Source organism: Saccharopolyspora shandongensis (assembly GCF_900106995.1).
Taxonomy (GTDB): domain Bacteria; phylum Actinomycetota; class Actinomycetes; order Mycobacteriales; family Pseudonocardiaceae; genus Saccharopolyspora; species Saccharopolyspora shandongensis.
In genome coordinates this window covers 16,662-27,872 of record NZ_FNOK01000087.1, presented here as the reverse complement: position 1 = coordinate 27,872, position 11,211 = coordinate 16,662, and the positions used below count along the sequence as shown (strand labels likewise).

General features: G+C 68.6%; 18 protein-coding genes. 15 read left to right on the top strand and 3 right to left on the bottom strand.

Translation table 11 applies throughout. The annotated features are described in order from the left end of the window. Positions 1-120 precede the first annotated feature (120 nt). From BLW84_RS46990 to BLW84_RS43485, 10 genes are read left to right on the top strand one after another with little or no spacing between them, the layout of a single operon-like run. Positions 121-921, top strand: coding sequence for a hypothetical protein (locus BLW84_RS46990; RefSeq protein ID WP_143061336.1), 801 nt, complete (start codon positions 121-123; stop codon positions 919-921). Continuing rightward, positions 918-1,451, top strand: a complete 534-nt coding sequence (locus BLW84_RS43525) for a zinc finger domain-containing protein (RefSeq protein WP_093278273.1) — start codon at positions 918-920, stop codon at positions 1,449-1,451. The genes BLW84_RS46990 and BLW84_RS43525 overlap by 4 nt, the downstream gene beginning before the upstream one ends. Positions 1,452-1,453: 2 nt before the next feature. Continuing rightward, complete coding sequence (gene ssb / locus BLW84_RS43520) at positions 1,454-1,909, top strand: single-stranded DNA-binding protein (RefSeq protein ID WP_093278271.1); 456 nt, start codon at positions 1,454-1,456, stop codon at positions 1,907-1,909. Positions 1,910-1,967: 58 nt separating this feature from the next. Further along, on the top strand, positions 1,968-2,270 hold the full coding sequence (locus BLW84_RS43515) for a hypothetical protein (RefSeq protein ID WP_093278269.1): 303 nt from the start codon (positions 1,968-1,970) through the stop codon (positions 2,268-2,270). Next, on the top strand, positions 2,267-2,776 hold the full coding sequence (locus BLW84_RS43510) for a hypothetical protein (RefSeq protein WP_218157733.1): 510 nt from the start codon (positions 2,267-2,269) through the stop codon (positions 2,774-2,776). Before BLW84_RS43515 ends, BLW84_RS43510 begins: the two co-directional genes overlap by 4 nt. After that, entirely contained in the window at positions 2,773-3,057 is a 285-nt protein-coding gene (locus BLW84_RS43505) for a hypothetical protein (RefSeq protein WP_093278267.1), read from the top strand. Before BLW84_RS43510 ends, BLW84_RS43505 begins: the two co-directional genes overlap by 4 nt. Next, entirely contained in the window at positions 3,054-3,641 is a 588-nt protein-coding gene (locus BLW84_RS43500; protein WP_093278265.1) for a hypothetical protein, read from the top strand. Before BLW84_RS43505 ends, BLW84_RS43500 begins: the two co-directional genes overlap by 4 nt. Positions 3,642-3,697: 56 nt before the next feature. Next, on the top strand, positions 3,698-4,375 hold the full coding sequence (locus BLW84_RS43495; RefSeq protein WP_093278263.1) for a hypothetical protein: 678 nt from the start codon (positions 3,698-3,700) through the stop codon (positions 4,373-4,375). After that, positions 4,372-4,848 carry a hypothetical protein gene (locus BLW84_RS48195; RefSeq protein ID WP_177227033.1) on the top strand — a complete coding sequence of 159 codons (477 nt, stop codon included), beginning with the start codon at positions 4,372-4,374 and terminating at the stop codon, positions 4,846-4,848. Before BLW84_RS43495 ends, BLW84_RS48195 begins: the two co-directional genes overlap by 4 nt. Next, positions 4,845-5,066 carry a hypothetical protein gene (locus BLW84_RS43485; RefSeq protein ID WP_093278261.1) on the top strand — a complete coding sequence of 74 codons (222 nt, stop codon included), beginning with the start codon at positions 4,845-4,847 and terminating at the stop codon, positions 5,064-5,066. The genes BLW84_RS48195 and BLW84_RS43485 overlap by 4 nt, the downstream gene beginning before the upstream one ends. Before the next feature lie 76 nt (positions 5,067-5,142). On the opposite strand, the gene BLW84_RS43480 is transcribed toward BLW84_RS43485, so the two are convergent. Beyond that, complete coding sequence (locus BLW84_RS43480; RefSeq protein ID WP_143061335.1) at positions 5,143-5,709, bottom strand: hypothetical protein; 567 nt, start codon at positions 5,707-5,709, stop codon at positions 5,143-5,145. After that, positions 5,706-6,080: a hypothetical protein gene (locus BLW84_RS48190; protein ID WP_218157732.1), complete on the bottom strand. Its 375-nt coding sequence runs from the start codon at positions 6,078-6,080 to the stop codon at positions 5,706-5,708. The genes BLW84_RS43480 and BLW84_RS48190 overlap by 4 nt, the downstream gene beginning before the upstream one ends. Before the next feature lie 97 nt (positions 6,081-6,177). Here BLW84_RS48190 and BLW84_RS50605 point away from each other — a divergent pair, with 97 nt between their 5' ends. Beyond that, entirely contained in the window at positions 6,178-6,546 is a 369-nt protein-coding gene (locus BLW84_RS50605; protein WP_177227031.1) for an HNH endonuclease, read from the top strand. 290 nt (positions 6,547-6,836) lie between these two features. Here the strand turns inward: BLW84_RS50605 and BLW84_RS43465 are convergent, their stop codons facing one another. After that, complete coding sequence (locus BLW84_RS43465; protein ID WP_143061333.1) at positions 6,837-7,262, bottom strand: hypothetical protein; 426 nt, start codon at positions 7,260-7,262, stop codon at positions 6,837-6,839. Between the two features lie 277 nt (positions 7,263-7,539). Between BLW84_RS43465 and BLW84_RS43460 the strand changes: the two genes are divergently transcribed. From BLW84_RS43460 to BLW84_RS43450, 4 genes are read left to right on the top strand one after another with little or no spacing between them, the layout of a single operon-like run. Beyond that, positions 7,540-8,019: a phage terminase small subunit P27 family gene (locus BLW84_RS43460; RefSeq protein ID WP_093278251.1), complete on the top strand. Its 480-nt coding sequence runs from the start codon at positions 7,540-7,542 to the stop codon at positions 8,017-8,019. Positions 8,020-8,026: 7 nt separating this feature from the next. Continuing rightward, positions 8,027-9,739, top strand: a complete 1,713-nt coding sequence (locus BLW84_RS43455; protein WP_093278249.1) for a terminase large subunit — start codon at positions 8,027-8,029, stop codon at positions 9,737-9,739. Between the two features lie 13 nt (positions 9,740-9,752). Beyond that, positions 9,753-9,953, top strand: coding sequence for a hypothetical protein (locus tag BLW84_RS48180; protein ID WP_177227030.1), 201 nt, complete (start codon positions 9,753-9,755; stop codon positions 9,951-9,953). Between the two features lies 1 nt (position 9,954). After that, a complete protein-coding gene (locus BLW84_RS43450) occupies positions 9,955-11,211 on the top strand; it encodes a phage portal protein (RefSeq protein ID WP_177227029.1) in 1,257 nt (418 codons plus the stop codon).

Sequence of the window (11,211 nt, the reverse complement as noted above, 5' to 3'; positions counted from 1 at the left end):
CCTCGGCTGGACCGATCCCCAGATCGCCGCCCACTGCCGCATGACCACCTACACCACCGCGCGAATCCGCGACCGCCTGCGGCTCGCGCCGAACCACCCACGAAAGGAGGCGGCGTCCTGATGCCCTGGTTCCCCGTTGATGACGGCTTTGCGTTCCACCGCAAGGCAGTCCGAGCAGGTAACGCCGCGATCGGCTTGTGGACCCGTGCCGGGTCCTGGTGCGCCCAACAGCTCACCGACGGGTTCGTGCCCGAGGACATGGTGACTGTGCTCGGGACCACCCCGCAGGCCGAGAAGTTGGTGCGCGCTGGGCTGTGGGTGCGCGCCGAGGGTGGCTACCAGTTCCACCAGTGGACCGAAAACGGCCGGAATCCGACGCGCGAAGACGTTCTTTTGCGCCGCAAAAAAGACGCCGAGAAGAAAGCGCGAGCACGCGCGGCGAAAGCGGCGAAATCCGAAGCGCAGCAGGTCAACGAGGACTGTCCCCAGGGGACGCCCGAGGGACGCACCGGGGGACTCCCCGAGGGAGTCGGCTCTACCCCTCCCCTCCCCTCCCCTCCACAAGAGAAGAAGACTTCGTCTTCTTCTGGGCCGCGCAAGCGCGCCACCCGCATCCCCGAAGGCTTCACGGTCACCGCCGAAATGGTCACGTGGGCTCGGGAGAACTGCCCGAACGTCGACGGCCGCCGGGAAACCGAGATGTTCGTCAACCACTGGACAGCGAAGTCCGGCAAGGACGCCACCAAACACGACTGGGAACGCACCTGGCGGAACTGGCTGCTGCGCTCCCAGAAGGACGCAGAGCGCCGCGCACCCGCCCGCGCAGGGCAAACCACCAAGGCGGACCGGATCGACGCTCTCGATGCGTTCCTGGTCCCGGATGAGCCCCACCTGCGCGCGCTGCCGGGCGGTGCGGCATGAGCCTCACGCAGAACGAAATCATCGGCGTGCTCAAGGTCGCCACCGCCTACGACGGACGCCAGCGCGGCGAGGCCGACGTCATGGCGTGGATGGACTCCGCGGCCCGCGCCAAGTGGACCTACTCCGAGGCGCTGGAAGCCGTGAAGGACCACTTCGCGTTCGACGGCAGCTGGATCGGCCCCGCAGTGGTGACCAAGCGGATCCAGGCCCGCCGCGATGCCGCCGAGCGGGCCCGGCTCGCCGAACTCGGCGCCGCCAAGCGCGCCGAGATCGAGTCCGGCGACGCGGACCACACCGCCGACCCCGATCGCGTCCGGTCCGCTATCGAGGCCGTTGCCGATCGCCTCGGCTGGCAGCGCAAACCCAAGCGCACCCACGCGGCGCTCGCCGTCGCCTGCCCTCACTGCGGAGCAGCCCCCGGCCGCAAGTGCGCCCGCACCATCCGTCGCGGCCACCGCGCAGGTGAATTCGTGCCCCTGTCCACCGTCCACGACTCGCGCGTGGGCGCCTTCCAGAACGGAGACCACTGACCATGCCCCTGCCCAAGATCAACGGAGAAGTCGCCCGGCTGTGGGCCGACCCCGAACTGCGCTGGACCCCGTCCGGCCGGGCCGTGGTGACGGTGCCGCTGGTGTTCAACAAGCGCAAGCGCACCGACGCCGGGGAATGGGAAGACGCCGGAACCATGTTCGTCCGCGCCCAGGCGTGGGAGCAGTTCGCCGAGAACATCGCCGAGAGCCTGTCCAAGGGCGACGAGGTCGTGGTGACCGGCGAGCTGTCGGTGCGCGACTACGACCGCAAGGACGGCAGCAAAGGCCAGTCCATCGAGCTCGCGCTGTACGCGATCGGCCCCAACCTCAAGCGCCACTTGGCGAAAACGCTCCGCATCGACCGCCAAGACGCGCCCGAGTCCACGCCCACCGGCGACCCGTGGGGCAGCGCCCCGCCGCCAAGCGGCGGCAGCGTCGCCGACGAACCCCCGTTCTGATCCCGAATCCCGGCCCCACATTCGCCGCACAGCACCGAAACCCCGATCAGGAGTACCGATGGACACCCGAAACGCCACAGACGACGTGAGGCCGCGAAACACGTGCGATCACCGCGAGCTGCTCGACGACCTTGAGCTGGGCATGGCCTACGAGGACGACCGCGACATCGACGAGTTCCGCGACCGCCACCCCGAGCGCGTCGCCGCCATCGACACCCTGCGCGCCGTGCTCGGCCTGACCCCGCCGCCGATGCACCCCGGCGACGACCCCGAGCTGCACAACCTTCTGAACGAGGGTTGGTCGACGTGCATGGACACCGTGCGCCGCACCATCACCGAACAGCTCGGCGGTGCCCGATGACCCACACCCGCAACCGCCGGTCGGCCAAGGCCGCCGGCACCCGCTTCGAACGCGACATCGCCGACTACCTCGCCCGCTATGTCGACGACCGGATCGACCGCCGCGCACGCACCGGAGCGAAGGACCGCGGCGACATCGGCGGACTGCGCACCCCCGGCGTAGTCGGCGGCCGGATCGTCGCCGAATGCAAGAACACCACCCGTGTCGAGCTCGCCAAGTGGGCGGCCGAGACCGAGCTCGAACGCGGCAACGACGACGCCGTGGCCGGGCTGATCGTCCACAAGCGAAAAGGGGTCACCAACCCCGGGCAGCAGTGGGTGACCTGCACTGTCGATGACCTGGTCGCGCTGCTCACCGGCCACCGCCCGCAAGACGACGACGCCGCGGCCGACGAGTGGGTACAGCGCATGGCCCAGCTGCCCGCCGCCAAGGTGCGGGCGCTGCTGGTCGACGCCGGGTGGTGGCCGGCCGACAAGCCGTTCGTCGCCCCGGAGGTGCCCGCGTGACCGCCGCCGACAACCGCGTAGCCGTCGTGGTGTTCCTCGCCGTTGAGGACGGAGCCGACCGGCTCGACCGGGCGCACATCGCCGAACGAGCCGTCAAGCAGGCCATCACGACCGCGGGCACCTCGACCGGAAACGGCATCGTCCTGCCCGCCACGTTCCCCGGCAACCACAGCACCACCGCAACCGTGCACGGCGTCGTCGAGCTCGGCGCGGCGATGCGCAACGGCTACGCGTGGGCGCTCCCGACCGCAACCGCCTACCCGCCAGAGGTGACCGAATGACCGCCGCCCCGCCGGAACGCCGCCGCGCCGAAGCCGTCCGCGCCGCCGCCGGTGCGCTCGACGTGCTCAACATCGCCGACGTCGACGCCCTGCTGCGCGTCGCCGCGTGGATTCTTGGCGAGCACCAGGCCGACGACGACACCGAAGCGGCAGCGTGGGCACGGAGCATGGCCAACATGCCCGACGACAAGGTGCACGCGCTGCTGGTCCGCGGCGGATGGCTGCCGACGGACGAGCACCCGGCCGTGCGCGAAGCCGAAGCAGCAGACCGTGCCGAGCAGGCCGCCGCGAAGGGTGGGCAGATTGCGCCTACTCCTGGCGGTGACCAGCAGGACGACGGTCCCGAGGCTGACCGGTTCGGGACGGTCCGTGTCCACCCGGGTGAAGACCCGGAGGACCCGATTGCACGGCGCGCGTGGCTGATCAACGCGCGAGGCATCGGCCCGATGACGTGGTGGGACGACGATGCCGTGTCCTGGAGGTCGCATGCCGAGGTCCAGGGATGGCCGCGGCAATCCCTCGCCGACGTCGCGCGGGTGCTCTCGCACCTGGGCACAGCGCACACCGACAACACCCGACGCTGACCCGCGCGCCCGGCCAGGAATGCCCACCTGGCCGGCCATCTCTCGGAGGTGACCGAATGCACTGCGATGACTACACCGCCCCCTGCACCGTCGACCGCTGCCAGCGCACCGCCGAACCCGGCCGCTACGCCTGCGAGCCCTGCGCCGAGCGGATGCGCAGGTGGCTTCGCGAGATCGACGACTACGCCGCCACCCTCACCGCCGCACCCGGCCGCGGTGGCGAGGGTGGCCGGCGGTCACCCGGCTACGGCAGCAGGCCACCCGCGAACCTCGACGTGATCGCCGCACTCGACCCTCGCAGCGTCGCGCACGTGATCGGACCCGACGACACCGACGGCGCCACCCGATCCATCATCGGCACCGTGAACCGCTTGTGCGGCTGGGTGCATTCCGAGTTGCGACGGCTCGACGCGGACCACCATGCGCCGCCACGGGAATTGACGATCACCAGGGGCACGGGGTGGCTGCGCGGATACATCGACTGGTGCACCACGCAGCCATGGGCCGACGATCTCGCCGATGACCTCCGCGAGCTTCACGCCCAGGTGCAGCGGCTCGCCGGAAACTCGACTCGGCCGCTCGCCCCGTGCTGGGACTGCGGCGGCCCGCTGTGGCCGGTGGGCGATACCGACACACTCGCTGTGCGCTGCGGGGACTGCGGAAGCTCCTACGATGGGCTGGCGCTGCTTGACCTCGGGCAGCGGCTCGCGTTCGAGACGATGGGGGCAGCGTGACCACGGACCGGCAGCGTGCGCAGTACCGCGCCGAGCAGGACCTCATCATCAAGGCCGCCGAGGCGCTCAGGAAGCAGTCCCGCCGGCAGCAGGCCGAAAGCCAGGTCGGGCGGGCCCCGGTCGTGCCCGCCGACCGGTATGTGTTCGTTGGGCTACTCGACGAGCTCGCGCTCGCCGCGGGCCGGGGTGAACTCCCCGAAGGTGTCCGCCGGGCTGGACTGGAACTCTGCGAGGCCATGCTCGCCGACGCCGCCACGTTCGACGATCGCATGGCCGCCAGCATGGAAACAGCGAAGGAAACCGAGGCGAAGTTCTGGCAGCGCATGACCGAGCTCGGCATCAGCGAGCCGCACGCGTGGCAGGCCATCCGCGCCGTGCTCGCCGAAATCCAGGACGGCGCACCGCATACCGACCCGTGGACCGTCGCCGCCGACCGGCTAGCCGCAAATCCCCAGTGGAGAACGAATCCATGACCCGCCCGCCCATCGTCCGCTACCGCGACGGCCGCGCCCTGGTCGATCGCGCGACCCTCGTTCGGCTCACCGGTCGCAGCGAGCGCACTATCCGCGAGCACTGCCCGGTCGTCGGCCGGGACGGTATCCGGCCGCTCTACGACGCTCGGCAGTGCGGCGTGATCCTGGCCGCAGTGCCAAAGCGAAACCGGCGGGCCGAGTTGCGCATGACCGCCTGATTGTGCTTATGTCAGGTTTCAGCGGGCACCGCTGTGCCCAAAGAGCCCCGGATCGCCGAAGCGAACCGGGGCTCTTTTACGACCGGATCTTGTGTACCACCCGGCTCGGTAGCCGCCGGATACCAGCGAGCTGCACGCTGAACCGAGACGGTTGCTTGATTTCGGACAAGGTGCCGTCAAGATCACGGCGCCACCGGCGGTTATTGCCGTCGGTGAAGACGATTGTCAAAGGGGTCATCTTCGGGAATCGAAGGCTGACGCTCTTCTCCGACTCATCGTCGTAGCGCTTTTGCTTCATGCGCTCGGCGGCATCTCGGATCGAATTCATCCACTGGGAACCAAGATCCGAACCCATCAATCGATCGGCATCAACAGGATCGGGTGCTGGCGGCCAGCACCCACGCTCGGCGGGCACGCTCGCACCGTTGAACAACACTTCGACCGACCAAATCGGAAGGCCGCTCGTGTTGACGTACTTCGGAGCGCCGTCCTCGTACCAGATCGCCACCTTGGCCGCGTGCTGCTCGCGATCACGCTGCCGTGCCATCCGATACTGCCGCCAAGCGATCCATGCAGCGCCAATCGCGATGAGAACAGCGGCCCAAGGGGCTACGTCTTTGACGTCGCTGAACCACTCAATCACCCGCGCATCGCCGCCAACGAGCCCTCGAGCTTCGCCCGCTGATCTTCCGGCGTGCGCGCCGCGGCGTACTGCAACACCACTGCACCACGTCGGAACGCATCCTCGCCGAACTGGTCCGCGATCTTGGTAGCCGCAGCCTCATCCTGGAACGACATGACGGTGACCGCATCCGTCGTGATCATCTGGGCGCAGCCGAGCCGCTCGCAGTTCCCGCTCGTGTTGTCCCGTGGGTTCGGCACTGCCAGGCCGTCACGCTGGAATGCCTCGACCACCTGTTGCGCCGTCGGCGCCTCGCTCGCCGAGCCGCCACCGCACGCCGACAAACCTGCCAGGCACGCGCCCACCAGAGCAGCGGACCACCACCGCATCATCGATTCCTCTCGGTCATCCGGGGTAGCAGAGCGCTACCCCCTCGACCCGTACATCGTCGACCGGACCCGATCGGGCATCCGGCAAACGGGTGAACCCATGCCAACAGCACCACCCACCAGATGCAGTGCGGACGGCTGCACCGAGCTCACCACCACCGGCCGATGCGACGAGCACAAGCGCAAGCCGTGGCAGCAGCGCAGCCGACACCAGCCCCGCGGTCGACTCGCTCGCCGTGATGTCGCGTTCAAGGCCGAGCACCTGCGCGTCGAACCGAACTGCCGCAGCTGTGGCCGGCCAGCTGAGCAGGTCGACCACATCCTGCCCTTGGCCAAGGGCGGCGCGATGTTCAACCACGCCAACGCGCAGAGCCTCTGCGGGCCCTGCCACGACGTGAAAACACGCGCTGAGAACGCCGCTCGCAACCGATCAGGCGCCCGCCATGCTGGCGGTGGCGGATGGGGGTAGGGGAGTTCGGATCACAGCGTCCGCCAAGGAGGCAGGGCGCCGCCGGAGCCGCACTTTTCGCGTCTCAAAATCGGTAATCAGGGGGTGCGGCCTGCCCCGGCCGAACGCGCGGCTACCGCCGGTCCCGGCTGACGGTCGATGAAGACGCGAAGCCTGGCCTCTCGCGTATCGGTGCTCTCAGACAGGCTTCGGAGCCTTCTGTGTTTGACCAAAAGCACACAGGCCCGCGGAACGCCCGCCAAGCCCTGTGTGCTTTTGGTTACCCTCTATTCGGCTTCCGTGTCCAGGAATTAGTACAACGTGGCGTCGCCTGTCGTACCCGCCCACGTCGTAAAGGGAACTACTCCACCCCAGTGGCCGAGTCGGGCATAGATTTTCGTGCCGGGCGTATACCTGCCAACGTCCTCGACCTTCTTGTTAGAAGCGCTGCACTCGGCCTCCCACTGCCTGTCGTATTTCCCGTCTGCAGTCCAGATATGGATCAGGATGTGGCCAGGACCACCTAGGGTTCCGTTGCAGTCCGCGGCGCCCCAGGTCCCCCGCAGGACGAAGACGTTAATGTCCCCCGTGCTCGTGGTCTGCACGGTGGAATTGAACGTAAAATCCTTTGCCGACGAGGTTACGTCACCTTTTTGCCAGTAATAGGCACCGAGCTGGTATGTTCCTTGTGCCTGCGCGGCAGACGGAGTGGCGACCGAGAAGATTGCCACCAGCATGAGAGCGAGAGAAGACCATCGAATCTTCAGGTTTCGCGGAGCACGCATAAGGTTCAGGCCCTTCCTGTCGTGAAAGCGACACAACAAAAGATAGCTGTGTCAGCACCGCTGGTCCTGAGCTGTCCGTCGAAAGAGTCAGCTAGATCGACCCGACGGTGTGATCTTCGGCCGTGTACTCACTGTGGGCGCCATTTTCAAAGACGGGGTGGATGGCAAACGACACCAGGCGACCGGGAATATGGCCTCAGAATCCGCGGATTTGGGATCGGAGGTTCCTGTGGCTAGGACTGCACGCCCCGCCGCGTTGAAGCTGCTCCACGGTCGCGGGAACGGCACGGATTCGGGTGGCCGGAAGGTCGCCACAGGCCCGGCGTTCCGGCGGATCGCTCCGGAGGCTCCCGAGTGGTTGTCGGCTGAGGCCGCCGCGGAGTGGGATCGGGTGGTGCCGGGGTTGCAGCGGCTCGACATCCTCAAGGAAGAGGACCGGGCGGTGCTGGCTGCGTACTGCGAGACGTGGGCGCGGTTCGTCGAGGCGACCCGAGACGTGCAGGCCAACGGGCTCACGATCACCAACCACTCGACCCGCAAGGACGGCACCGAATCCGAGTGGACCACCACCAACCCGGCGGTGGGGATCGCGGCAGCCGCGGGCAAGGAACTGCGCGCGTTCGCGGCGCACTTCGGGTTGACACCGTCGACCGAGGCCGCCCTGTCCAAGGGGGGTTCGGGTGGCGAGGAAGAGGAAAACCCGTTCTGAGCCGGAGTTGCCCGACGACGCTGAGCTGGAGCGGCTGAAGATCTCGCCAGAGGTCGCCTGGTTCCTGCTGTCGCGCGGCATCCCGTTGCCGGACTGCCCGCCGCTGGTGAAGACCCCCGAGCCTCGCGACGTGGCGGGCGCGGTGTTCGACGTCGAGCGCGTCGACCGCGTGCTGAGGGCGTTCGGTGCGCTGGTGCACACCCAAGGCCAGTGGGCGGGACGGTCGCTGCGGCCGGACCCGTGGCAGGTCGCCTACGTGCTGGCCCCGGTGTTCGGGTGGGTGCGCCACGACGAGGCCGCCGGCGGGTACGTGCGGATCGTCAACCAGCTGTACGTCGACGTCCCGCGTAAGAACGGCAAGTCGACGCTCTCGGGCGGGATCGCGATCTACATGGCGTGCGCGGACGGGGAGCCCGGCGCCCAGGTGGTGACTGCGGCGAGCTCGGAACGGCAGGCTGGTTTCGTGTTCGGCCCGATCAAGACCCTGGCCGAGAAGTCCCCGGCGCTCAAGGGCCGAGTGCGGGCGCACCAGAAGCGGGTCGTGCACCCGAAGTCCGGCAGCTACATCGAGGTCGTCAGCAGCGCGGCGGACGCCCAGCACGGCGCGAACCTGCACTGCGGGATCGTCGACGAGCTGCACGTGCACAAGACGCCGGACTTGGTCGAGACGATCGAGACCGGGACCGGATCGCGCACGCAACCGTTGATCGTCATCATCACCACCGCGGACTCAGGACGCCGCGGCACGATCTACGACCGCAAGCGCCGCCGGATCGAGCAGCTGGCCGCCAGGGTGCTCACCGACCCGACCACCTACGGCGTGGTGTGGGCCGCCGAGCCCACCGACGACCCGTTCACCGAATCCACGTGGCGCAAGGCCAACCCCGGATTCGGGGTGAGCCCGACGCGCGCGTACCTGGCTCGCGCCGCGGCTGAGGCGCAGCAATCCCCCGCCGACCTGGCGAAATTCCTGCGCCTACACTGCGGTCTCCGCACGAAGCAGGAAACCCGGTTCCTCACGCTCGACAGCTGGGACCGCAACGCCTCGATCGTCGACGAGACCCGGTTGGCCGGCCGCGAAGCGTATGGCGGGCTCGACCTCGCCTCGACGAGCGACCTGTGCGCGCTGGTGTGGCTGTTCCCCGATGACGTCCGGGGCGGCTACGACGCGCTGCTGCGGCTGTGGACGCCCGAGGCGAACATGTCTGCCCTCGACAAGCGCACCGCCGGTGAGGCGAGCGTGTGGGCCCGGCAAGGGCTGTTGATGGTGACGCCGGGCAACGTGGCCGACTACGACTGGATCAAGTTGCAGATCGAGCGCGACATGGACGCCTTCGACGTCCGGTCGATCGGGTTCGACCCGTGGAACGCCACCCAGCTCACCAACGACTTGACCGAGCAGGGCGCGCCGCTGGTGAAGGTCCGGCAGGGATTCGTGACCTTGTCGCCGCCGCTGAAGGACCTACAGCGGTTGTTGTTGGCTGGCACCGAGGAACGCCCGTTGCTGCGGCATGGCGGAAATCCGGCGTGGCGGTGGCAGGTCGACAACCTCGCCGTGACGACCGATCCGGCCGGGAACGTGAAGCCGGACAAGGCCAACAGCGGCGACAAGATCGACGGCGTGGCCGCTCTGGTCAACGCCCTGTCCGAGGCCATGACCCGCAAGCCGGTGGCGCGCTCCGCCTACGAGGACGACGACGCCGAGCTGATCATCATCTGAACAGGAGGCCGTGATGCGCGAGTACCGACGGCACCTCGGCCGCCGCGTGCTGCTGCACCTGGACGGCGCGACCCTCGATGGTGTCCTGGTGCGCGCCGACCGCGACACCGTGGCACTGCGCGAAGCCCGCATGCTGTCCGCGTTGGAGCCGTCCGATATGGACGGCGAGCTCATCGTGGAACGCGTCGCGCTGGTGTGGATGCAGGTGGTGTGACGTGGCCGTGTTCTCCTCCGGCGGCGTACTCGCCGGAACTGTGTTCCCGTCGCTGTCCACGCCGTGGCAGGTCGACGGCACTGTGATCGTCCCCGATCCCGGTACCCCCTTGGTGGAGGCTGCCAGTGACGCCCCCGGTGTGTGGCGTACGCAGCCGTCGGTGCGGAAGGTCGTTGACTTCATCGCGCGCAACGTGGCGAGCGTGCCGTTGCACGTGTTCGAGCGGCGCGATGACAACGACCGGCCCCGCGTCACTGACCACCCGTTGGCCCGGCTGTTGGCCGAGCCCGCACCCGGCGTCACACCGTTCCGGTTCTGGCACGGCATCGTCGTTGACTTCCTGCTGCATGACCGGTGGTGCGCCCAGCTGCTCCCGAACGCCGACACTCTCTCGGGGTACGAGCTGCGGCGCATCCCCGCGTCACGCATGCGGTTGCTCGACGACGGGTGGGGCCGCGTGGCCGCGGTGCACATCGTCGACCCCGACGGCCAGGCCACCGAGCACGATCCCGCCGGGTTCGTGTTCGACCACGGCTGGGGCGGCGCCAATGGGGTGCCGCCGATCGAGACGCTGTCGGCGATTCTCGCCGAGTCCGCCGAGGCCGTGGCCTACCGGCGCGGAGTCTGGCGCAACGGCGCGCGGGTGCCGATGGTGATCGAGCGCCCGGTCGATGCCCCGGCGTGGTCGGAGTCGAGCCGGAACCGGTTCGTGGAGATGTGGCGCCGGTTCACCCGCGGCGGCGGCCAGGAGGGCGGAACGCCGCTGCTGGAAGACGGCATGACCGTCAAGGAAATCAACGCGTTCACCCCGAAGGACACCCAGGACATCGAGGGCCGGCGCCTCACCGACGCCGAAGTGGCATCCGCCTACCACATCGCGCCCGAGCTGGTGGGCGCCCGCGAGGGCACCTACTCGAACATCGAGGCATACCGCCAGATGCTCTACCGAGACAACCTCGGGCCCTGGTTGACGCAGATCGAGCAGACGTGCAACGCGCTGCTCGCCTCGCAGCTCGACCGCGCCGGCGGGCTCTATGTCGAGGCCAACGTGGAAGCGAAGTTGCGCGGGTCGTTCGAGGAACAGGCCCGCATCTTGCAGGCGTCGACCGGTGCCCCGTGGTTGACCCGCAACGAAGCCCGAGCACGGGCGAACCTGCCCGCGATCGAAGGCGGCGACGAGCTGATCACGCCGCTGAACGTCACCGAGGGCGGATTGGCGTCCCCACAGGACACCGCGCCGGATCCGGAAGGGGCGTGA

What these genes read in the sequence shown, in the direction of transcription:
- BLW84_RS46990 (WP_143061336.1), top strand. Translation starts at nt 121, where the DNA reads ATGCCCTGGTTCCCCGTTGATGACGGCTTTGCGTTCCACCGCAAGGCA.
- BLW84_RS43525 (WP_093278273.1), top strand. Translation starts at nt 918, where the DNA reads ATGAGCCTCACGCAGAACGAAATCATCGGCGTGCTCAAGGTCGCCACC.
- ssb (WP_093278271.1), top strand. Translation starts at nt 1,454, where the DNA reads ATGCCCCTGCCCAAGATCAACGGAGAAGTCGCCCGGCTGTGGGCCGAC.
- BLW84_RS43515 (WP_093278269.1), top strand. Translation starts at nt 1,968, where the DNA reads ATGGACACCCGAAACGCCACAGACGACGTGAGGCCGCGAAACACGTGC.
- BLW84_RS43510 (WP_218157733.1), top strand. Translation starts at nt 2,267, where the DNA reads ATGACCCACACCCGCAACCGCCGGTCGGCCAAGGCCGCCGGCACCCGC.
- BLW84_RS43500 (WP_093278265.1), top strand. Translation starts at nt 3,054, where the DNA reads ATGACCGCCGCCCCGCCGGAACGCCGCCGCGCCGAAGCCGTCCGCGCC.
- BLW84_RS43495 (WP_093278263.1), top strand. Translation starts at nt 3,698, where the DNA reads ATGCACTGCGATGACTACACCGCCCCCTGCACCGTCGACCGCTGCCAG.
- BLW84_RS43485 (WP_093278261.1), top strand. Translation starts at nt 4,845, where the DNA reads ATGACCCGCCCGCCCATCGTCCGCTACCGCGACGGCCGCGCCCTGGTC.
- BLW84_RS48190 (WP_218157732.1), bottom strand. Translation starts at nt 6,080, where the DNA reads ATGATGCGGTGGTGGTCCGCTGCTCTGGTGGGCGCGTGCCTGGCAGGT.
- BLW84_RS50605 (WP_177227031.1), top strand. Translation starts at nt 6,178, where the DNA reads ATGCCAACAGCACCACCCACCAGATGCAGTGCGGACGGCTGCACCGAG.
- BLW84_RS43465 (WP_143061333.1), bottom strand. Translation starts at nt 7,262, where the DNA reads ATGCTGGTGGCAATCTTCTCGGTCGCCACTCCGTCTGCCGCGCAGGCA.
- BLW84_RS48180 (WP_177227030.1), top strand. Translation starts at nt 9,753, where the DNA reads ATGCGCGAGTACCGACGGCACCTCGGCCGCCGCGTGCTGCTGCACCTG.